Below are 19,897 nucleotides of genomic sequence, written 5' to 3'. Positions count from 1 at the left end.
GAGCGAGGAGCGGAGCGTTCCGCGGGAGCGAACGGGGGATGTCGTGAGCGGACAGGACACCGGGGCACGCACCCAGGCCGACCTCGCGGTCACCGAGCTGCGCGACGCCTGGGGCGCCGAGCCGGACGGCGTCTGGACCGCCCCCGGCCGGGTCAACCTGATCGGCGAGCACGTCGACTACAACGGCGGCCGCTGCCTGCCGATGGCGCTGACCCGGGTGACCGCGGCGGCCGTGCGCCGGCGCGACGACGACCGCGTCCGGCTCAGCAGCACCGACCCGGAGGCCGAGCCGTTCGAGGGCACCCTCGCCGACCTCGGCCCCGGCCAGGTCAACGGCTGGGCCGCCTACGCCGCCGGCACCCTCTGGTCGCTGCAGCAGGCCGGCATCGAGGTGCCCGGCCTGGACCTGGCCGTCAGCAGCGACGTGCCGCTGGGCGCCGGGCTCTCCAGCTCGGCCTCGCTGGAGGCGGCGGTGGCGCTGGCCGCCGCCGAGCTCGCCGGCAGGGCCGACGACCCGGAGCTGCGGCACCTGCTCATCCAGGCCGCGATCCGGGCGGAGAACGAGGTCGTGGGCGCCGGCACCGGCGGGATGGACCAGACGGTCGCGCTGCTGGCGGAGGAGGGCTCGGCCCTGCTCATCCACACCCGCGACTTCCGCACCGAGCCGGTGCAGCTCGGGCTGGCCGAGGCCGGCCTGGAGCTGATGGTCATCGACACCCGGGTGAAGCACACCCTGGCCGACGGGCAGTACGCCAAGCGCCGGGCCGACTGCGACGCCGCCGCGCGCGAGCTGGGGCTGGAGTGGCTCAGCGACGCCACGCCCGCCGACGTCGAGCGGCTGACCGACCCGCGGCTGCGGGCCCGGGCCCGGCACGTGGTCACCGAGAACCAGCGGGTGGACGCCGTCGTCGAGCTGGTCCGGGCCGGCCGGGTGGCCGAGATCGGGCCGCTGCTGGACGGCTCGCACGCCTCGCTGCGCGACGACTTCGAGGTGTCCGCGGTCGAGCTGGACGTCGTGGTCGAGGCGGCCCGCGAGGCCGGTGCGCTGGGTGCCCGGATGGTCGGCGGCGGGTTCGGCGGGTCGGCCATCGCGCTCATCCGGTCCACCGACGCCGCGGCCGTCGGCAAGGCCGTGGTGGCCGCCTGCCACGAGCGCGGGCTCACGGAGCCGGGCATCCTCACCGTCACCTCGGGCCCTGCGGCCCGCCGGCTGCCCTGAGCGGCCGCGGCGGGGGGAACAGCTCCGCCGCGACCGCCGTTCTGCACCGGCATGGAGCCGACCGTCATCGACGTGCCCGAGGACAGCCGCTACGAGATCCGCGACGGCGACCGCCGGCTCGGGCTGGCCGCCTACCAGCGCCGCGGCGACCAGGTGGTGTTCACCCACACCGAGGTCGACAGCTCGGAGGAGCACTCGGGGCTCGGCAGCACGCTGGTGCGCGGCGCCCTGGACGACGTCCGGGCCCACGGCGGCACCGTCGTCCCGATGTGCTCGTTCGTCCGCGGCTGGATCGAGCGGCACCCCGAGTACCAGGACCTGGTGCAGACCGAGCGCTGAGCGGCGGCGCGTCCTACAGGACGTGCTCGCCGTACATCTCGCCCAGCGGGTCGGCGATGAGCTCGATCCGGGCGCCGTCGGGGTCGCGGAAGTAGACCGAGACGCCGCTGTGCACCACGTGCTCGATGCCGGCCGCGGTCAGCTTCTCGACCAGGGCGTCCCAGCGTTGCGGCTCGACGCTGATCGCCACGTGGTGCAGCCCGCCGAGCACCTCGGCGTAGGGGCCGACGTCCAGGCCGGGGAAGTCGAAGAACGCCAGCAGGTTGCCGTTGCCGATGTCGAAGAAGAAGTGCGAGGACCCAGGGTAGTCGCGGTTCTCGATCAGCTCGGTGAGCGGGAAGCCCAGCACGTCCTGGTAGAAGCGGATCGTGGTCTCGACGTCGCTGCTGACCAGCGCGGTGTGGTGCAGCCCGCGGGCGGTCGAGGCGGGGCGCTCCCCGGCCGGGCAGAGGTGCCGCTCGCGGAGCCGGGCCCGCTCGGCGGCCAGCTCGGTGGGGTCGGGTGCGGTGGTGCTCACGTCGTCCTCCTGGGTTCCTGCGGTCGCCTCGACAACCCCTCGGCGAGCCCCGGCGTTCCCGCCTGGGAAGCTGGGCTCATGCGCGTCCTGGTCACCGGTTGGTTCAGCTTCGACGAGGTGATCGCCACCGTCGGCGACGAGCTGGGGGCCGACGTCGTCGTCGGCTGGCTCACCGAGCTCGGCATCGACCACGACGTCGCCTGGGCGCCCTACCTGGGCCGCGGGCCGCACTGGCGGGACGTGGACGCGAGCGGGTACACCCACCTGGTGTTCGTCAGCGGCCCGCTGATGGACATGCCGCTGCTGCGCGAGCTGACCGCGGCGTTCGCGCACGCGCAGCGCTGGGCGGTGAACGTCTCGATCGTCCCGGACGACGCCCGCCCGCTGTTCCACCAGGTCTGGGAGCGCGACGCCCCGGGGCTGTCCCGGCCCGACCTGGCCATCGGCACGACGACGCCCGACGTCCCGGTGGTGGCCGTCGCGTTCGCCCCGGCGCAGGAGGAGTACGGCCCGCGCAGTCAGGCCGACCAGGTGCGGGCCACCATCGAGGGCTGGCTCAAGACCCGCGGGATGCCGTGGTTCGAGCTGGACATGGACCTGTTCGACAAGCCCTACGAGCGCTTCCCCTCGCAGGTCGAGGCGCTCATCCGGCGGGCGGACGTGGTGGTGAGCATGCGGCTGCACGCGCTCGTGCTCGGGCTGGCGCACGACGTGCCGGTCATCGCCTGCGACGCCATCGCCGGGGGAGCGAAGGTCAGCGCGCAGGCCGCGGCGCTGGGCTGGCCGGTGGTGCTGCGGGCCGGCGAGATCGACCCGACCACGCTGGACGCGGCGCTCGAGCACGCCCTGTCGGGCACGCTGACCGGGGAGCTGGCCGAGGCCCGCCGCCGCGGTGCCGAGGGCAACGCCCGGGCGCGCGAGTGGTTCGTCGAGCAGCTCGGGGACGCCCGTCCGGAGCGCTGACCGGCCGGCCCGGCGGGGGCTGTGACGGCGGTTCCGACTCGGCTAGCGTGAGCCCGCCGACACCGTCCGTCAGCTCCTGGAGGCCCCCGTGCCAACGCCGACGCTGGACGCCATCGACCTCTCCGACCGGCAGTTCTGGGGCGCGCCGCCGGAGCAGCGGCACGCGGTCTTCGACGTGCTGCGCCGGGAGAGCCCGTTCGCCTTCTTCGCCGAGCCGGTGGTGCCCTACATCCCGGTCGGCCCCGGGTACCACGCCGTCACCCGGTACGCCGACGTCGAGGCGATCAGCTGCCAGCCGGCGCTGTTCGCCTCCGGTTCCGGGGCGGTCTCCATCGCCGACATGCCGCCCGACCTCAACGAGTTCTACGGCTCGCTGATCAGCATGGACGACCCCCGGCACGGCAAGATCCGGCGGATCGTGGCCAAGGCCTTCACCCCGCGGGTGCTGGAGAAGCTGGTGGGCAACGTGCAGGCGGTCGCCGACGACGTGGTGGCCCGCGCCCGGCGCACCGCCGAGGACGGCGACGGCACGATCGACGTGGTCGCCGACCTCGCCGCGCCGATCCCGCTGCGGGTCATCTGCGACATGATGGGCATCCCCGAGGACGACCGGGCGATGGTGCTGCAGCAGTCCAACGTCATCCTGTCCGGCGGTGACCCGGAGCTCGTCGAGGACGAGGAGTACATGGTCACCGCGTTCCTCAAGGCCGGCGAGCTGCTGGCCGGGCTGATGGCCCGGTTGGCCGCCGAGCGGCACGCGCACCCGGCCGACGACCTGACCACCGCGCTGGTCACCACCGAGGTCGACGGCGAGCGGCTGACCAACCAGGAGATCGCCTCCTTCTTCATCCTGCTGCTGGTCGCCGGCAACGAGACCACCCGCAACGCCATCTCCCAGGGCGTGCTGGCGCTGTCCGAGCACCCGGCCGAGCGCGACCGCTGGGCCGCCGACCCCGGGCTGACCCGCACCGCGGTGGAGGAGGTGGTGCGCTGGACCAGCCCGATCACCTGGATGCGCCGGACGGCGACCCGGGACGTCGAGCTCTCCGGCCGCTCGTTCCCGGCCGGCTCGAAGTTCCTGCTCTTCTACGCCGCCGCCAACCGCGACCCCGACGTCTTCGCCGACCCGCACCGGTTCGACCTGTCCCGCGACCCCAACCCCCACGTCGGCTTCGGCTCGCGCGGGCCGCACTTCTGCCTGGGTGCGCACCTGGCCCGGCGGGAGATCGGCGTGGCCTTCCGGGCCTTCGCCGACGCGCTGCCCGACCTGGAGGTGATCGGACCGCCGGCCCGGCTGCAGTCCTCGTTCGTCAACGGTCTCAAGCGGCTGCCGGCCCGGCTGGCGGATGCCCGGTGACCCGGGTGGTGGTGGACCGGGAGGTCTGCATGAGCGCCGGGGTCTGCGAGATGGAGGCGCCGGGGGTGTTCGAGCTCGACGCCGACGGCGTGCTGCAGGTCGGCGAGGTCACCGACGCCGACGCCGTGGAGACCGCCGTCCGGTCCTGCCCGACCGGGGCGCTGCAGCTGGTCGACTAGCCCAGCGGCCGCTGGGCCAGGGCGAACCGGCGCTCGACCTCGGCCGGCACCGGCCGTCGGCCGCGCAGCGCGGCCGGGAGCCGGCGCAGCAGCCCTGCCAGCGCCCGCCGGGCGGCGGCGTCGGTCGCAGCCCGCCGGGCCAGCCGGGCGGTCGCCGCGAGCGCCACCGGCAGCGGCCGGCGGAGCCAGTCGACGAGCACGTCGTTGCGGGTCTGCAGCGCCCACCGGGCGGGCGTCGGGCGGTCTGGGCCGGCGGGGGAGTGCCAGGCGACGACGTCCTCGGCGAAGACCAGCTGCCAGCCGGCGGCGGCCAGGTCGAGGGCGAGCAGGTGCTCCTCGCCGCCGAAGAAGAGCAGCGGGGAGAAGCCGCCGACGGCGAGGTGGGCGTCGCGGCGGACCACGGCCGCGAAGGCCGGGAAGCTGAGCACGTCGGGCCCGGCGGGGGAGCGGCCCAGCACCTCGGCGCGGTGCTTGCGGGTGACGGCGTCCTCGCTGCCGTCGGCGGCCATCCGGACCCGGCCGACCACGACCGCGACGTCCGGGTGGGCGTCGAGCAGGTCGGCTGCGCGCCCCAGCGCACCGGGTTCCCACCACGAGTCGTCGTCGGCGAAGGCGACGTAGCGGGTGCGGGCCCGGTGGACGCCGTCGGTGCGGGCCACCGCCCCGGTGTTGGCGGGCAGCTCGACCACCTCGACGGCGGGGTGCGCGGCGCGGACGGCGTCGGCGGTGCCGTCGGCGGAGGCGTTGTCGACCACGACCACCGGTGCGCCGCCGTCCAGGTGCGCCAGCGAGCGCAGCAGCGACCCCCGCCGGTCCCGGGTGGCGATGACGACGGTGACGCGCGGTTCGGTGCTCACGGCTGGGTGGGTCGCTCCGGGCTCAGGCGGAGAGCGCGGTGCTCGTGTCGTCGAGGGTGCGGGCCAGCTCGTCGAGCGGCAGGTCGAGCGCGCGGGCCAGGGCGGTGACGGTGAAGAACGCCGGGGTGGGCACCCGGCCGGACTCGATCTTGCGCAGCGCCTCCAGGCTCACCCCGGAGGCGGCGGCGACCTCGGCGGGGGACCGGCTCCCGCGGGCCGCGCGCAGCAGCGACCCCAGCCGCCGGCCACGGTCGCGCTCGGCGGGGGTCAGCGGCGGTCGCACCATGACCGTGATACTAATACCGGGATTGTCATACCGGAAGGACGGACACGTGATCGAACTGCGCACCCCCGGCGAGATCGACGCCATGCGGGCCGCCGGCGCCGTGGTGGCCGACATGCTCGCCGCGGTCCGGGCGGCCGCTGCCCCCGGCGTCCGGCTCACCGAGCTCGACGAGGTCGCCCGCGACGTGCTGGCCGCGGCCGGCGCCACCTCGCCCTTCCTCGGCTACGCGCCACTCAGCACCACCCCGCCGTTCCCCGGCGTCGTCTGCCTGTCGGTCAACGACGTCGCGCTGCACGGCATCCCCACCATGCAGCCGTTGGAGGACGGCGACCTGCTCAGCGTCGACGCCGGCGCGACGCTCGACGGCTGGGTCGGCGACTCGGCGATCACCTTCCCGGTCGGCACCCCGCGGCCGGCGGACCTGCAGCTGGTCGACACCGCGCAGCGGGCGCTGGACGCCGGGATCGCCGCCGCGGTGCCGGGCGGCCGGGTCGGCGACATCTCCGCCGCGATCAGCGCCGTCGGCCGGGCCGGTGGCTGCGGCATCAACACCGACCAGGGCGGTCACGGGGTCGGCCGCACCATGCACGCCGACCCGCACGTGCCCAACGAGGGCCGGGCCGGTCGCGGGGTCAAGCTGCGGGCCGGGCTGGTCATCGCGATCGAGCCGTGGTTCCTCGCCGGCGGCAGCGACGACTACCGGGTCGACGCCGACGGCTGGACGCTGCGCAGCGCCGACGGCAGCCGGGCCGCGCACGTCGAGCACACGGTCGCGGTCACCGACGACGGCCCGCGCATCCTCACGGCGCAGAGGTAGCGGGCTTCACACGCGGCCGTTGTGCACTGATCGTCGGAACAGCGACCCGATGGCGACGATCAGTGCACAACGGTGAGGGTCACGCGTCCGCTCGCGGTCGTGCACCCGCTCAGGTCAGAGCCTGGTCGAGGTCGGCGATGAGGTCGTCGACGTCCTCGATGCCGACGGAGAGGCGGACCAGGTCGGCCGGCACCTCGAGCGGGGAGCCGGCGGCGCTGGCGTGGGTCATCCGGTGCGGGTGCTCGACCAGCGACTCCACCCCGCCCAGCGACTCGGCGAGGGTGAACAGCTCGGTGCGCTCGCAGACCCGCAGCGCCGCCTCCTCTGCCGACGCCCTGTCCGTCCCACGCAGCCGGAACGAGACCATCCCGCCGAAGCCGGACATCTGCGACGCGGCGACCTCGTGGTTCCGGTGCTGGGGCAGGCCCGGGTACAGCACGTCGCCGACCGCGGGGTGCTCCAGCAGCCACTCGGCGATCCGGGCGCCGTTGGCGCTGTGCCGCTCCATCCGGACGCCGAGGGTCTTCAGGCTGCGCAGCACCAGCCAGGCGTCGAACGGGCCGTTGACCGCGCCCGCGGCGTTCTGCAGGAACGCCAGCTGCTCACCGAGCTCGTCGTCGGCGACCACCAGCGCGCCGCCGACGACGTCGGAGTGCCCGCCCAGGTACTTCGTCGTGGAGTGGACGACCACGTCCGCGCCCAGGGTCAGCGGCTGCTGCAGGTAGGGCGAGGCGAAGGTGTTGTCGACGACCAGCAGGGTGCCCGCGGCGTGCGCGATCTCCGCCAGCGCGGCGATGTCGGCGACGTTGAGCAGCGGGTTGCTCGGCGTCTCGCACCAGACCACCCGGGTCGTCTCCGGGGCGACGGCGGCGCGGACGGCGTCCAGGTCGTTGAGGTCGACCGGCTGGTGGCCGACGCCCCAGGGGGCCATGACCCGCGAGATCAGCCGGTAGGTGCCGCCGTAGGCGTCGCCGCCGAGCACCACGGAGTCGCCGGGCCGGCAGACGGTGCGCAGCAGGGTGTCCTCGGCGGCCAGGCCCGAGGCGAAGGTCATCGCGCGGGTGCCCTGCTCGAGGGAGGCCAGCGCCGTCTGCAGGGTGTCCCGGGTCGGGTTCGCGCTGCGGCTGTACTCGTAGCCCCCGCGCAGCCCGCCGACGCCGTCCTGCTTGTACGTGGTGGTCAGGTGCAGCGGCGGGATCACCGCCCCGGTCGCCGGGTCGGGCTCCTGCCCGGCGTGGATCGCCCGTGTGTTGAAGCCGGTCATGCCTGCACCGTAGAGCCGGGCAGCCCGACGAGGTGGCCGAGCACGTCCTGCCGGGTGACGACGCCGGCGGGCTTGCCGTCGACGTGCACCAGGAGCGCGTCGGCGTCGCCCAGCGCGCTCACCGCGGCGGACACCGGCTCGCCCGACCCGATGATCGGCAGCGGCGGGGACATGTGCCGCTCGACCGGGTCGGCCAGCGTCGCCCGGCCGGCGAACAGCGCGTCCAGCAGCGTCTTCTCGGCGACCGAGCCGACGACCTCACCGGCGGTCACCGGCGGCTCGGCGCGGACCACCGGGAGCTGGCTGACGCCGTACTCGCGGAGGATGTCGATCGCGTCGCGGACGGTCTCGTTGGGGTGGGTGTGCACCAGCGTGGGGGTCGAGCCGGTCTTGGTGTCCAGCAGCTCGCCGACGGTCTCGCCGCCACCGGCGTCCAGGAACCCGTAGTCGGCCATCCACTCGTCGTTGAAGATCTTGTTCAGGTAGCCGCGCCCGCCGTCGGGGAGCAGCACCACCAGGACGTCGTCCTTGGTCAGCCGCTCGGCGACCCGCAGCGCGGCGACGACGGCCATCCCGCACGAGCCGCCGACCAGCAGGCCCTCCTCGCGGGCGAGCCGGCGGGTCATCGCGAAGGAGTCGCCGTCGGAGACCGCGACGATCTCGTCGGCCACCGTGCGGTCGTAGGCGTCGGGCCAGAAGTCCTCGCCGACGCCCTCGACCAGGTACGGCCGGCCGGTGCCGCCGGAGTAGACCGAGCCCTCCGGGTCCGCGCCGATGACCTGCACCCGTCCCTCGCTGGCCTCCTTGAGGTAGCGGCCGACGCCGGAGATCGTGCCGCCGGTGCCCGCACCGGTGACGAAGTGGGTGATCCGCCCGTCGGTCTGCGACCAGATCTCCGGGCCGGTGGTCTCGTAGTGCGAGCGCGGGTTGTTCGGGTTGGAGTACTGGTCGGCCTTCCAGCCGCCGACGGTCTCCCGGGCCAGCCGGTCGGACACCGAGTAGTACGAGCGCGGGTCGGCCGGGTCGACGGCGGTGGGGCAGACGTGCACCTCGGCGCCGTAGGCCTTGAGCACGTTGATCTTCTCGCTCCCCACCTTGTCGGGGCAGACGAAGATGCACTTGTAGCCGCGGGTCTGGGCCACGATCGCCAGGCCGATCCCGGTGTTGCCGCTGGTCGGCTCGATGATCGTGCCGCCGGGCTGCAGCAGCCCCGCCGCCTCGGCGGCCTCGACCATCCGCAGCGCGATCCGGTCCTTCACCGAGCCGCCCGGGTTGACGTACTCGACCTTGGCCAGCACCAGCGGCGCGTCGGGCCCGAGGTGGGCGGTGACGGAGTTCAGGCGGACCAGCGGGGTGTTGCCGATGAGCTCGACGACGGACTCGGCGTACTGCACGGGGTCTCCTGCGGACGACGGGGCCGGCGACGGGTCGCGTGCGCCGGTGGTGCCGCCATCCCATCAGACGTGCGCACCGCCGCGCCCCCGGGTCAGTACGGCAGGTAGTAGGTGAGCAGGTCCGCGGTCATCGGCGGGAACAGCGCCTCGTACAGCTCCGGGTCGCGGCCGGGGTACACGTCCGGGCGGCGCCGGGTCAGGCCGTGCATCCCGTGCGGCCCGAGCAGCAGCGCGCCCAGCTGGTCCGGCGCGACGCCCGCGCCGCCGACGGCGCCCGGCGCCTGCTCGCGACCACCGGCGCGCACCGGCCCCAGCCCGTCGTCGGTGACCGGCAGCCGCCAGCTCGCGCCGTAGGTGGAGACGACGACGTCCCGCCCGGCGCGCTGCACCCCCGACGCGGTGAACCGGCGGGACAGCACCGGGCGCAGCGCCTCGAGCAGGGCGCCGACGTCGGGCACCCGCACGTAGTACTGCTCGGCCTGCTCGCTGCCGGCGCCCAGCCGGTCGGCCCAGCCGGCGCCGGGCAGGCTCGCCGGCCGGTCGGTCACCCGCACCGGCCGTCCCCCGGCGAGCGCGGCGACCCCGGCCAGCAGCGCCTCGGCCGCCGCGGCGTCGACCGCGGTGGGCTCGGCGGCCAGGAGGTCGTCGTCCGGCTCGGGCACCCGCACCGAGCCGGCGACGGCACCGTCGCGCTCCAGCACCCAGGTGGTCGTCGCCTCGTGGGCCACCAGCCAGCGCAGCCGCGCGGCGGGGTGCGGCATCGCGACGTCGGCCCCGGCCTGCGCCGCGTCCTGCAGCCGGGCGAGCGCCGGCAGGTCCGCCGGGGTGGCGCGGCGGAGCCCGGGCACCGGGAGCGGGAGGTCGCGCACCGGCCGGGCCGGCGGGATGTCGACGGCGTACTCGTAGCCGAACAGCCGGTAGAAGTACGGGATCCCGATCATCACCTGGAGCAGGTCGCCGCGGGCCCGGGACCGCTCGTGCGCCCACCCCATCAGGGCGCGCACCAGGCCGCGGCCCTCGTGGCCGGGGTCGGTGGCCACCAGCTCGACCTGCCCGGCGGGGACGACGACGTCCGCGACCCGCACGGTCTCCGGCAGCAGCGTGGCGGTGGAGACGACCCGGTCGCCGTCGACCACCACCGCGGTGGCGTCGAAGCCGGTGTCCGGGTCCTCGACGACCAGCCGCTGGTCCTCGGCGTCCGGCGGGTCGCCCCGGGCGGCCAGCAGCGCGCCGACCTGCTCGAGGTCGGCGGGGCGGCAGGTGCGCAGCACCAGCCCACCGGGCAGCACCCGTTCCTCAGCACCGTCGGTGACCACGCTGGCACGGTGGTCGCCCGGGCCCGCGGGGGCAACTGGTTTCCGGTCGGCTGCGTCGTCCCCGCGTCGCGTTTTACGCCGTATACGCTCTGCGGGCCGGGTACGCACCCGGTGAGGCGGGCGTCGAACCAACGGCCGGACCGCCGGACTGGAGAGGGACCGCGAGTCGATGACCGAGAGCCTGAGCTCGCTGCACGCGGAGCTGGCCGGTGTCGTCCTCGTGGGTCGGGAGCTGCCTGACGTGCTGACCGAGATCGTCCAGATCTCCCGCCGCGCGATCCCGGGGGCCGACGCCACCTCGATCACGCTGATCCGCGACGAGCGCGCCTTCACGGCCGCCTTCGCCGGGCAGATCGCGATGGACGCCGACGAACTGCAGTACCAGCGGGGCTACGGCCCCTGCCTGGACGCCGGGCGGTCCGGGGAGGTGTTCGTGGTCCGCGACATGAGCGCCGAGGACCGGTGGCCCGACTACGCCCTGCACGCCGCCCGGCTCGGGGTGGGCAGCTCGCTGTCGGTGCCGCTTCCCTTCCAGGGCGCGACCATCGGCGCGCTGAACAACTACTCCACCGAGCCCGGTGCCTTCGGTGACGTCGACGTCCGGCTCGGCGAGGAGGTGGCGGCGTTCGTGGCGATCGCCGTCGGCAACGCCGAGGCCGCTGCCCGGGCCACCGACGACGTGATGAACATGCGCCGGGCGATGGACTCGCGGGCGGTGATCGAGCAGGCCAAGGGCATCCTGATGGAGCGGTTCAAGGTCACCTCCGAGCAGGCGTTCACCCTGCTCACCCACGCCTCGCAGCGCAGCAACGTCAAGCTGCGCGACGTCGCCGAGGAGCTCACCGACACCGGGGTGCTGCGCGGCAGCTGACCCGGGCTGGCGGGCTGATCACGTCCGGGGACAGGATCAGGGGCATGACGACGACGCCCCCTCCCGTACCCCGGCGCACCCTCGGCGGGCTGGAGGTCTCCGCCCTGGGCCTGGGCTGCATGGGCATGAGCCAGATGTACGGCACCGCCGACCGGGCGGAGTCGATCGCCACCGTGCACCGGGCGCTCGACCTCGGCGTCACGTTCCTGGACACCTCCGACGTCTACGGCGACGGGCACAACGAGGAGCTGGTCGGCGAGGCCATCGCCGGGCGCCGCGACGAGGTGCAGCTGGCCACCAAGTTCTCGCTCAGCCACGACGACCGCGGCGGGATGGCCATCGACGGCCGGCCGGAGAACGTGCGCGCCCGGGTCGAGGCCAGCCTGCGCCGCTTGCGCGTCGACGTGATCGACCTGTACTACCAGCACCGGGTCGACCCGACGGTGCCGATCGAGGACACCGTCGGCGCGATGGCCGAGCTGGTGCAGCAGGGCAAGGTCCGGTTCCTGGGGCTGTCGGAGGCCAGCGCCGCGTCGATCCGCCGGGCGGTGGCGGTGCACCCGATCGCCGCGCTGCAGAGCGAGTGGTCGCTGTGGACCCGCGACCTCGAGGGCTCCGGCGGCGGCGACAGCGTGCTCGCCGTCGCCCGCGAGCACGGCATCGGCATCGTGCCGTTCAGCCCGCTGGGCCGGGGCTTCCTCACCGGCGCGATCACCAGCCCGGCCGACTTCGCCGAGGACGACTGGCGGCGCACCCACCCGCGGTTCACCGGCGAGGCGTTCACCGTGAACCTGCGGCTGGTCGAGGCGGTGCGGGCGATGGCCGAGGAGAAGGGCGTGACCGCCGGGCAGCTCGCGCTGGCCTGGGTGCTCGCCCAGGGCGAGGACGTCGTCCCGATCCCGGGCACCAAGCGGCGCAGCTACCTGGACGAGAACGTCGGTGCCGCGGCGGTCCGGCTGACGGCCGACGACCTGGCCCGGCTGGCCGAGATCGCGCCGCCGGGGGTGGCGGCCGGTGGCCGCTACGCCGACGCCTCCTACGCCTACGGCGACAGCCCGGCCCCGGCGTGACCACCGACCCGCGGGTGCTGGTCGCCGTGTACGCCTCCCCGGTCGCGGCGGCGCTGACCGGGATCGGTGCCCAGCTCGGCTTCCGCACCCTGCTCGTCGAGCCGGACGCGGAGCTCCGCGCGGCGGCGACCTGGGCCGGACCGGCCGTCGCGGAGCTGGCCGCCCTGGACGGCGACCCGGAGCTCGCGGCCGCGGACGTCGTCGTCACCGACCACCACCGCGACGACCTGGGCGTGCACCTGCGGGACGCGCTGGCCCGGCCGGTGCGCTGGGTCGGCGTCGTCGGCAACCCCCGGCACGAGGGTCCGCACGTGGCCGCGCTGGCCGCACTGGGTGTGGCGCCGGCGGACGTCGCCCGGGTGCACCGCCCGATCGGGCTGGACATCGGCTCGCGCAGCCCGGCCGAGATCGCCGTCTCCACGCTCGCCGGGCTGCTCGCCGACCGCAACGGCCGGCCCGGCGGCTTCCTCGACCGGTGACCGTCGTGCTGGGTGCCGACCTGGGCACCAGCGGCTGCAAGGTGGTCGCCCTCGACCTCGACGGGTCGGTGGTCGCCGAGGCCGAGGCCGGCTACCCGGTCGACCGGCCGCGCCCGGGGTGGGCGCAGACCGACGTCGCGGTCTGGCGCCGCGCGCTGGACGACGCCCTCGCCGCGCTGGCCGGGCGGCTCGGCGACCGGCCGGTGGCCGCGCTCGGCCTCTCCGGGCAGATGCACGGGGCGGTGCTGGTCGACGCCGCCGGGGAGGCGCTGGCTCCGGCCCTGCTGTGGCCCGACCGGCGGGCGACGGCCGAGCTGGACCGGTGGCGGCAGCTGCCCGCGCCCGACCGCGCCGCCCTCGCCAACCCGCTGGCCGCGGGGATGACCGGGCCGCTGGTGGCCTGGCTGGGGGCGCACCAGTCGGAGGTGCTGGCCCGGGCGGCCACGGTGCTGCTGCCCAAGGACGCCGTCCGGGCCACCCTGGTGCCCGGCGCCGACCCGGCGGTCACCGACCGCAGCGACGCCTCCGCCACCCTGCTGTGGGACGTGCCCGCCGACGACTGGTCGCCCGCGGCCACCGCGGCGGCCGGCATCGACCCGGGACTGCTGCCGGTGGTGCGTCCCGGGGACGCCGTCGTCGGCACCGCGGAGCTGCTCGGCCGGCCGGTGCCCGTCGTCGTGGGCGGGGCGGACACCCCGCTCGCCCTGCTGGCCGCCGGCACCCGCACCGGTGTGCAGGTCAACCTGGGGTCCGGGGCGCAGCTGCTGCGGCCCGGCGTGCGGCCCGCCCCGGTCGCCGACCCCGTCGTCCACTGCTACGCCGACGCCGAGCGCGGCTGGTACGCGATGGCCGCGCTGCAGAACGCCGGCACTGCCTGGTCGTGGGTGTGCGGCGTCCTCGGGCTGGACTGGGCGGCGTTCGCCGGCAGCCTCGCGGGGTCGCCGCCCGGCGCCGGCGGGGTGGTGTTCGCCCCGTTCCTCACCGGCGAGCGGGGCGGGGTGGCCGGCCCGGACACCCGCGGTGGCTGGACCGGGCTGACCGCCGACACCACCCGCGCCGACCTCGCCCGGGCGGCGCTGGAGGGCGTGGCCTGCGCCGTGGCGGCGGCGCTGGACCTGCTCGGCCCGGAGGAGGGGGAGCTCGTGGTGCTCACCGGGGGAGGGGCGCGGGAGCCGGGGGTGCAGCAGCTGCTCGCCGACGTGCTCGACCGGCCGGTGCAGCACGTGCAGGTGCGCAGCGCGTCGGCCGCCGGTGCCGCGGTGCTGGCCGCCCGCGGCGTCGGCCTGGCGGTCACCCCCGAGCGCGCCGCCGACCCGGTCGTGGAGCCCCGCCGTCCGGGCTCGGCCGCCGGCGTCCGGGAGCGCTGGGCGGCCGCCGTCGGCTGAGCCGGCTCACCGCGCGGAACGGACCGGCGGGTGTCACCGTTGACCAGACGAGCGGAGCCCGCCACGGGCTCCCGCAACACGTGAGGGGGTGGGCGCGTCATGGCGTCGCTGTTCAACAAGGTCGTGCAGTTCGCGAACAGCCCGAAGGGCAAGCAGGCCATCCGTCAGGCGACGGACAAGGCCCAGCAGCTGGCCAAGGACCCGAAGACCCGGGCGAAGATCGACGACGTGCGCCGCCGGGTGCAGGGCGGCCGCGGCGGCAACGGCACCGGTACCGGCACCGGGGGTGCCGGCGGGCTGCACTGACCCGCTGAGCTCAGGCTGACGGCGCTCGACCCGCACCCGGGGCGAGCGCCGTCAGCACGTCCGGGTGCAGCACGCCGTTGGTGGCCACGGCGCTGCCGCCGGCCGGGCCGGGGGTGCCGTCCAGGTCGGTGAACGTGCCGCCGGCCTCCCGGACGACCACGTCGAGCGCGGCGAGGTCCCACAGCGAGACCTCGGGCTCGCAGGCGACGTCGACCGAGCCCTCGGCCACCATCATGTAGCTCCAGAAGTCGCCGTAGGCCCGGGTCCGCCAGACCGCGCGGGTCAGGTCGAGGAACCCGTCGAGCCGGTCCCGCTCCTCCCAGCCGGACAGGCTGGAGTAGGACAGGCTCGCGTCGGCCAGGCTGGCGACCTTCGAGACCGTGCAGCGGGTGGCGTTCTCCAGCCGCCGGCCGGTCCACGCGCCGGTGCCGGCGGCCGCCCACCAGCGGCGGTTGAGCGCCGGCGCGGACACCAGGCCCACGACGGGCAGGTCGCCGTCGAGCAGGGCGATGAGCGTGGCCCACACGGGCACCCCGCGGACGAAGTTCTTCGTGCCGTCGATCGGGTCGACCACCCACCGCCGGTCGCCGCGGCCGGTGCTGCCGAACTCCTCGCCGATGACGGCGTCCCGGGTGCGGGCGCGCGCCAGCGTGCTGCGCAGCTGCTCCTCCACCGCCCGGTCGGCGTCGGTCACGGGGGTGAGGTCGGGCTTGGTGTCGACCTGCAGGTCCTGGGCCCGGAACCGGTCCAGGCTGATCGCGTCGGCCTGGTCGGCCAGCACGTGCGCCAGGCGCATGTCCTCGTTGTAGCCCCGCTGCCCCGACGTCATGGCACGGAACCTAGTGGAGGGAACCCCTGGCCCCCGCGCTGCGACGGGAGCCGGTGGGGCCCCCGGTCACTTGAAGACGGACTCGCTCACCCCGCTGGGGCCCTCGTACTCGCGGTCCTCGATGCCCTGCAGGGCCTGCACCACGTCGTCCGAGCCACCGTTGTCCTGGGCGTGCTTGACGATGTCCTCCTTCGTCGCCGGGTAGTCGATGCCGCCGAGGGCCTTCTGGATGTCGATCGGGCTCACCATGCCCACCGGCCTACCCCGAGGGGGCTGCGTCGACGCACCGGGCGCCGCAGATACCGTCGGAGCATGGAGGCGGGGACGATCGTCGGGCTGCTCGCCGACCCGGCGCGGCTCAAGGTCGTCGCCGCGCTGGCGCTGGACGCCCGGACCATCGAGGAGGTCGCCGACGCGACCGGGCTGTCGCTCAAGGACGTCGCGCTGGCCGCGCGCCGGCTGGCCCGCGCCGGCCTGGTGCACCGCGACGGGCACGCCCTGGCGCTGCACGCCGAGCGGTTCGGGGAGGCAGCGCGCTCGGCGGCCGCGGTGGCGCCCCCGCCCGAGCGGATGTCGGACGACCCGGCCGAGGACGCCGTGCTGCGGACCTTCCTGCGCGACGGCAGGCTGGTCTCCATCCCGGCGCAGCACGGCAAGCGGCGGGTGGTGCTGGAGCACCTCGTGCACGTCTTCGAGCCCGGGGTGCGCTACCCGGAGCGGGAGGTGAACGCACTGCTGGCGGCGTGGCACCCCGACGTCGCCGCGCTGCGCCGGTACCTGGTCGACGAGGGGCTGCTGACCCGGTACGCGGGGGTCTACTGGCGGTCCGGCGGCTACGTCGACGTCTGAGGGAGGGTCGGTTCTCGTGCGTCGTCAGGTGTTCGCCTTCTCCGGCGTGCTGCAGCCGCAGCCGGGGGAGCGCGGGAACCGGCCGCTGCTGGAGCACGTGCTGGCGATCGGCGCGGCCCGGCGGGTGACCGGTGGCCCGGTGCGGCTCTGCTACGTGCCGACGGCGGTGGGCGACGACCCGGCCGCGGTCTCGGCCTACCAGCGGGTCTTCGGCGGCCGGGACGACGTCGTCCTCAGCGTGCTGCGGCTGTTCCCGCAGCCGAGCACCCCCGACCTGCGCACCCACCTGCTGACCCAGGACGTCGTGCTGGTCGAGGGCGGCAGCGTGGTCAACCTGGTGGCGGTCTGGCGGGCGCACGGCCTGCCCGCCGTGCTGCGCGAGTGCTGGGAGGCCGGCGTCGTGCTGGCCGGCCCGAGCGCGGGCGGCATGTGCTGGCACGTGGGCGGCGCCACCGACGCGTGGTCCGACGAGCAGTCGGGCCGGCTGGCGCCGTTCACCGAGGGGCTGGGGCTGCTGCCGCACAGCTTCGGCGTGCACGACGACATGGCCGGCCAGCCGCGGCGGGCCGTCTACCGCCGGATGGTCGGCGCCGGGGAGCTGCCCCCCGGGTACGCCACCGAGGACGGCGTGGGCCTGCACTACCTGGGCACCGAGCTCGCCGAGGCGGTCACCGTGCGGCCGGGGGCCAGGGCGTGGCGGGTCGACCCCGACGGGGCGGGCGGCGTCGTCGAACGCGCGATCACCCCCCGCCAGGTCTGAGGAAGGACCCCCTCGCCCCCCACCTCTCGCTCCGCTCGAGGCGGGACCCTGCGAGGGGGCCGGGGGGCGAGGGGTCTCTCCTCAATGCCCCGGCGTCAGCTGGCCGACGGCGGCGATGAGCCGGCGGAAGCTGCCCAGCCGTTCCAGGCGCACCGGAGGGCCCTCGGCGGCCCAGCGGTCCAGCGCGCACCCCGGGTCCTCGGCGCCGTGCCCGCAGCCGGGCGGGCAGTCCACGGCGGCCTCGGCCAGGTCGTCGAAGGCGGCCAGCACGTCCTGCGGGGTCACGTGCGCCAGACCGAAGGAGCGGATGCCGGGGGTGTCGATCAGCGTCCCGCCGCCGGGCAGGTCCAGCAGCACTGCCGAGGACGACGTGTGCCGGCCCTTGCCGATCTTGCTGACGTCACCGGTGGCCCGGAAGGCGCCCGGGATGAGCCGGTTGAACAGCGTCGACTTGCCCACGCCGGACTGCCCGACCAGCACGCTCATCTGGTCGCGCAGCCGGTCCACCAGCTCTTCGAGCGGCGCCTCGCGGGACATCGGCACCGCGTCGACCTCCAGGCCGGCGTACCGGTCCAGCAGCGGCTGCGGGCTGGCCAGGTCGGACTTGGTCAGCACCAGCAGCGGCGAGAGCCCACCGGCGTAGGCCGCGACCAGGCAGCGGTCCAGGAAGCCGAGCGCGGGCTCGGGGTCGGCGATCGAGGTGACGACGACGAGCTGGTCGGCGTTGGCGACCACGATCCGCTCGGTCGGGTCGGTGTCGTCGGCGGTGCGCCGCAGCGAGGTGACCCGGTCGGCGATGCTGACGATCCGCGCCAGGCTGTCGGTCCGGCCGGAGGTGTCACCGACGACCCGCACCCGGTCGCCGACGACCACGCCGTGCTTGCCGAGCTCGCGGGCGCGCATCGCGGTCACCTCGACGGGCGCACCCTCCGGGCCGTCCACCCGCACCGTCATCCGGCCGCGGTCCACGGCGATCACCAGCCCGGGCACGGCCTCGTCGTGCTTGGGCCGGGTGCGCGTGCGCGGTCGTGAGCCGTGCCGGGACGCGCGGACCCGGACGTCGTCCTCGTCCGACCGGCTGTCCATCCGCCGGCCGCTCACGACGCCACCCCGGCCGGCTCGCCCAGCAGGCCCGCCCAGCGCTCCCGGAAGTCCGGCAGCGTCTTGGCCACCGCACCCGGGTCGCTGACCTCGACGCCCTCGACCGCCAGCGCCAACAGCGCCGCGGCGTGCACCATCCGGTGGTCGGCGTAGGAGTCCAGCCGGGCCGGGCGGCGCGGGCCCGGGGTGATGACCAGCCCGTCGGGCAGCTGCTGCACGTGCGCCCCGACGGCGGTGAGCACCTCGTCCAGCGCCTGCAGGCGGTCGGTCTCGTGGCCGCGCAGGTGGCCGATCCCGGTCAGCCGGGACGGGCCGTCGGCCAGCGCGCACAGCGCGGCGAGCACCGGGGTGAGCTCGCCGACGTCGCCGAGGTCGGCCTCCAGCGGCGCGATCCGGCCCCCGCCGGTCACCTGCAGCCCCTCGTCGGTGCGCACCACGTCGGCGCCCATCGCGGTGAGCAACCGGTCCAGCTGGGCGCCGGGCTGGGTGGTGTCGGCCGGCCAGTCGCGGACGGTGACCCGTCCGCCGGTGACCAGCGCCGCGGCGAGGAAGGGAGCGGCGTTGGACAGGTCCGGCTCGATGACCCGGTCACGGGCGGCGATCGGCCCCGGGGCCACCCGCCAGCCGCGGTCGGTGGGGGTGACGGTGACGCCGTGCTCGGCCAGCGTGCGCAGGGTCATCTCCACGTGCGGCATGGACGGGACGCCGCCGGTGAGTGCGAGGTCCAGCCCCTCGTCGAAGCGGGCGGCGGCCAGCAGCAGCCCGGAGACCACCTGGCTGGACTCGCTGGCGTCGACGGTGACCGACCCGCCGCGCACCGACCCGGTGCCGTGCACGGTGAACGGCGCGCGGCCGCGGCCGGCGTCGTCGACCTCCACCCCGGCGGCGCGCAGCCCGGCGATCAGCCCGGCGTTCGGCCGGTCGCGCAGCCGCGGGTCGCCGTCCAGCCGCACCGGGCCGGTGGCGAGCGCGGCGACCGGGGGCAGGAAGCGCAGCACCGTCCCGGCCAGGCCGGCGTCGACATCGGCCGGCCCGCGCAGCTCGCCGGGGGTGACCAGCCGGTCGTCGCCGTCCTCGTCGATGCGCACGCCGAGCGCGCGCAGCCCGGCGGCCATCAGGTCGGTGTCCCGGGCGCGCAGCGGGCGCACCAGCCGGCTCGGCCCGTCGGCGACCGCGGCGAGCACCAGGGCGCGGGCGGTCAGGGACTTGGACCCGGGCAGGGCCACGACGGCGTCCACCGGCGTGCGGGTGGACGGCGCCTGCCAGACCTCGACCATGTCGCTCATCCTGCCCTGCCGGCCTCCTCGGCCAGCGCCGCGACGGCGGCCGCGACCCGCCGCTGCCGGGTGGCCTCTGCCTTGGCGCCCTCGACCGCGAGCACGTGCCGCCGCTGCGCGCTGTAGGAGAGCGCGTCGAAGCGGGCCCGGGCGGCGGGGTGGGCGTCCAGCGCGGCGGCGAGGTCGGCGGGCACCTCGACCACCCGCGGGGCGTCGTCCAGCTCGACGTCCACCTCGACCGCGTCGCCGGCGGCCACCCCGGCGGCCGCGCGGTTCTCCGCGCTGACCGGGATGAGCGACTGCCCGCCCATGCTCCCGATGCTCGTCCGGTAGGTGTGCCCGCCGACGGTGACCGTCACCGCCGGCTTCCTCCCGCCGCCGAGGGCCTCCAGGACCTCAGGCGGCACGACCATCCCGGTGGCGGTCTTGCCGTGCAGGTCGACGGTCGTGGAGAACCTCATG

General features: G+C 75.7%; 24 protein-coding genes. 13 read left to right on the top strand and 11 right to left on the bottom strand.

The window, feature by feature from the left end:
- The first annotated feature begins 43 nt into the window (after positions 1 to 43).
- Together galK and FHX36_RS21885 are read left to right on the top strand one after the other, a co-directional pair.
- Entirely contained in the window at positions 44 to 1,219 is a 1,176-nt protein-coding gene (gene galK, locus FHX36_RS21890) for a galactokinase (protein ID WP_221204034.1), read from the top strand.
- Positions 1,220 to 1,270: 51 nt separating this feature from the next.
- Entirely contained in the window at positions 1,271 to 1,558 is a 288-nt protein-coding gene (locus FHX36_RS21885) for a GNAT family N-acetyltransferase (RefSeq protein ID WP_110554050.1), read from the top strand.
- Positions 1,559 to 1,571: 13 nt separating this feature from the next.
- Here the strand turns inward: FHX36_RS21885 and FHX36_RS21880 are convergent, their stop codons facing one another.
- Positions 1,572 to 2,075: a VOC family protein gene (locus tag FHX36_RS21880; protein ID WP_110554051.1), complete on the bottom strand. Its 504-nt coding sequence runs from the start codon at positions 2,073 to 2,075 to the stop codon at positions 1,572 to 1,574.
- A 78-nt stretch (positions 2,076 to 2,153) separates the two neighbouring features.
- On the opposite strand from FHX36_RS21880, the gene FHX36_RS21875 reads away from it, so the two are divergent.
- From FHX36_RS21875 to FHX36_RS21865, 3 genes are all read left to right on the top strand, one after another.
- Entirely contained in the window at positions 2,154 to 3,038 is an 885-nt protein-coding gene (locus FHX36_RS21875; RefSeq protein WP_110554052.1) for a polysaccharide pyruvyl transferase family protein, read from the top strand.
- Positions 3,039 to 3,126: 88 nt separating this feature from the next.
- Positions 3,127 to 4,395, top strand: coding sequence for a cytochrome P450 (locus FHX36_RS21870; protein ID WP_110554053.1), 1,269 nt, complete (start codon positions 3,127 to 3,129; stop codon positions 4,393 to 4,395).
- Positions 4,392 to 4,574 (top strand): ferredoxin, encoded by a 183-nt coding sequence (locus FHX36_RS21865; protein ID WP_110554054.1) that lies wholly within the window; start codon positions 4,392 to 4,394, stop codon positions 4,572 to 4,574. The genes FHX36_RS21870 and FHX36_RS21865 overlap by 4 nt, the downstream gene beginning before the upstream one ends.
- On the opposite strand, the gene FHX36_RS21860 is transcribed toward FHX36_RS21865, so the two are convergent.
- Both FHX36_RS21860 and FHX36_RS21855 read right to left on the bottom strand, forming a co-directional pair.
- Positions 4,571 to 5,431: a glycosyltransferase gene (locus FHX36_RS21860; protein ID WP_183514367.1), complete on the bottom strand. Its 861-nt coding sequence runs from the start codon at positions 5,429 to 5,431 to the stop codon at positions 4,571 to 4,573. The two genes, FHX36_RS21865 and FHX36_RS21860, sit on opposite strands and share 4 nt — an antisense overlap.
- Before the next feature lie 22 nt (positions 5,432 to 5,453).
- Complete coding sequence (locus tag FHX36_RS21855) at positions 5,454 to 5,717, bottom strand: helix-turn-helix domain-containing protein (protein WP_110554006.1); 264 nt, start codon at positions 5,715 to 5,717, stop codon at positions 5,454 to 5,456.
- 46 nt (positions 5,718 to 5,763) lie between these two features.
- Between FHX36_RS21855 and map the strand changes: the two genes are divergently transcribed.
- Complete coding sequence (gene map / locus FHX36_RS21850; RefSeq protein ID WP_110554005.1) at positions 5,764 to 6,534, top strand: type I methionyl aminopeptidase; 771 nt, start codon at positions 5,764 to 5,766, stop codon at positions 6,532 to 6,534.
- A 109-nt stretch (positions 6,535 to 6,643) separates the two neighbouring features.
- Here map and FHX36_RS21845 read toward each other — a convergent pair whose 3' ends face one another.
- The 3 genes from FHX36_RS21845 to FHX36_RS21835 all read right to left on the bottom strand — a co-directional run bounded on the left by FHX36_RS21845 (position 6,644) and on the right by FHX36_RS21835 (position 10,508).
- Positions 6,644 to 7,798 carry a cystathionine gamma-synthase gene (locus tag FHX36_RS21845; protein ID WP_110554004.1) on the bottom strand — a complete coding sequence of 385 codons (1,155 nt, stop codon included), beginning with the start codon at positions 7,796 to 7,798 and terminating at the stop codon, positions 6,644 to 6,646.
- Positions 7,795 to 9,192, bottom strand: coding sequence for a cystathionine beta-synthase (locus FHX36_RS21840; RefSeq protein WP_110554003.1), 1,398 nt, complete (start codon positions 9,190 to 9,192; stop codon positions 7,795 to 7,797). Before FHX36_RS21840 ends, FHX36_RS21845 begins: the two co-directional genes overlap by 4 nt.
- 92 nt (positions 9,193 to 9,284) lie before the next feature.
- Positions 9,285 to 10,508, bottom strand: a complete 1,224-nt coding sequence (locus tag FHX36_RS21835) for a GNAT family N-acetyltransferase (RefSeq protein WP_221204031.1) — start codon at positions 10,506 to 10,508, stop codon at positions 9,285 to 9,287.
- Between the two features lie 169 nt (positions 10,509 to 10,677).
- Here FHX36_RS21835 and FHX36_RS21830 point away from each other — a divergent pair, with 169 nt between their 5' ends.
- From FHX36_RS21830 to FHX36_RS21810, 5 genes are all read left to right on the top strand, one after another.
- A complete protein-coding gene (locus FHX36_RS21830) occupies positions 10,678 to 11,379 on the top strand; it encodes a GAF and ANTAR domain-containing protein (protein ID WP_110552911.1) in 702 nt (233 codons plus the stop codon).
- A gap of 44 nt (positions 11,380 to 11,423) precedes the next feature.
- The gene (locus tag FHX36_RS21825) at positions 11,424 to 12,449 is read left to right on the top strand and encodes an aldo/keto reductase (protein WP_110552912.1); all 1,026 of its coding nucleotides are present in this window, start codon (positions 11,424 to 11,426) and stop codon (positions 12,447 to 12,449) included.
- Entirely contained in the window at positions 12,446 to 12,928 is a 483-nt protein-coding gene (locus FHX36_RS21820; RefSeq protein WP_110552913.1) for an XdhC family protein, read from the top strand. The genes FHX36_RS21825 and FHX36_RS21820 overlap by 4 nt, the downstream gene beginning before the upstream one ends.
- The gene (locus FHX36_RS21815; RefSeq protein WP_110552914.1) at positions 12,925 to 14,313 is read left to right on the top strand and encodes an FGGY family carbohydrate kinase; all 1,389 of its coding nucleotides are present in this window, start codon (positions 12,925 to 12,927) and stop codon (positions 14,311 to 14,313) included. The genes FHX36_RS21820 and FHX36_RS21815 overlap by 4 nt, the downstream gene beginning before the upstream one ends.
- Positions 14,314 to 14,412: 99 nt before the next feature.
- A complete protein-coding gene (locus FHX36_RS21810) occupies positions 14,413 to 14,619 on the top strand; it encodes a hypothetical protein (protein ID WP_110552915.1) in 207 nt (68 codons plus the stop codon).
- A gap of 10 nt (positions 14,620 to 14,629) precedes the next feature.
- On the opposite strand, the gene hisN is transcribed toward FHX36_RS21810, so the two are convergent.
- The gene (gene hisN / locus FHX36_RS21805; RefSeq protein WP_110552916.1) at positions 14,630 to 15,448 is read right to left on the bottom strand and encodes a histidinol-phosphatase; all 819 of its coding nucleotides are present in this window, start codon (positions 15,446 to 15,448) and stop codon (positions 14,630 to 14,632) included.
- A 66-nt stretch (positions 15,449 to 15,514) separates the two neighbouring features.
- Positions 15,515 to 15,697, bottom strand: coding sequence for a DUF2795 domain-containing protein (locus tag FHX36_RS21800; protein ID WP_110552920.1), 183 nt, complete (start codon positions 15,695 to 15,697; stop codon positions 15,515 to 15,517).
- Between the two features lie 63 nt (positions 15,698 to 15,760).
- On the opposite strand from FHX36_RS21800, the gene FHX36_RS21795 reads away from it, so the two are divergent.
- Both FHX36_RS21795 and FHX36_RS21790 read left to right on the top strand, forming a co-directional pair.
- The gene (locus FHX36_RS21795; RefSeq protein WP_110552917.1) at positions 15,761 to 16,297 is read left to right on the top strand and encodes a DUF2087 domain-containing protein; all 537 of its coding nucleotides are present in this window, start codon (positions 15,761 to 15,763) and stop codon (positions 16,295 to 16,297) included.
- 16 nt (positions 16,298 to 16,313) lie between these two features.
- Positions 16,314 to 17,057, top strand: coding sequence for a Type 1 glutamine amidotransferase-like domain-containing protein (locus FHX36_RS21790; protein WP_110552918.1), 744 nt, complete (start codon positions 16,314 to 16,316; stop codon positions 17,055 to 17,057).
- Positions 17,058 to 17,138: 81 nt separating this feature from the next.
- Here the strand turns inward: FHX36_RS21790 and rsgA are convergent, their stop codons facing one another.
- The 3 genes from rsgA to FHX36_RS21775 are packed head-to-tail and all read right to left on the bottom strand — an operon-like array spanning position 17,139 to position 19,896.
- Entirely contained in the window at positions 17,139 to 18,158 is a 1,020-nt protein-coding gene (rsgA, locus tag FHX36_RS21785) for a ribosome small subunit-dependent GTPase A (protein ID WP_258372838.1), read from the bottom strand.
- Positions 18,155 to 19,444 carry a 3-phosphoshikimate 1-carboxyvinyltransferase gene (gene aroA / locus FHX36_RS21780; RefSeq protein WP_183514365.1) on the bottom strand — a complete coding sequence of 430 codons (1,290 nt, stop codon included), beginning with the start codon at positions 19,442 to 19,444 and terminating at the stop codon, positions 18,155 to 18,157. The genes rsgA and aroA overlap by 4 nt, the downstream gene beginning before the upstream one ends.
- Positions 19,441 to 19,896, bottom strand: a complete 456-nt coding sequence (locus tag FHX36_RS21775; protein ID WP_110553413.1) for a YdeI/OmpD-associated family protein — start codon at positions 19,894 to 19,896, stop codon at positions 19,441 to 19,443. The genes aroA and FHX36_RS21775 overlap by 4 nt, the downstream gene beginning before the upstream one ends.
- Between the last annotated feature and the right edge of the window lies 1 nt (position 19,897).

This window comes from Modestobacter versicolor, assembly GCF_014195485.1.
GTDB classification, from domain to species: Bacteria; Actinomycetota; Actinomycetes; order Mycobacteriales; family Geodermatophilaceae; genus Modestobacter; species Modestobacter versicolor.
The sequence above is the reverse complement of the archived record's forward strand: the minus strand, read 5'-3'. Positions and strand labels throughout refer to the sequence as shown.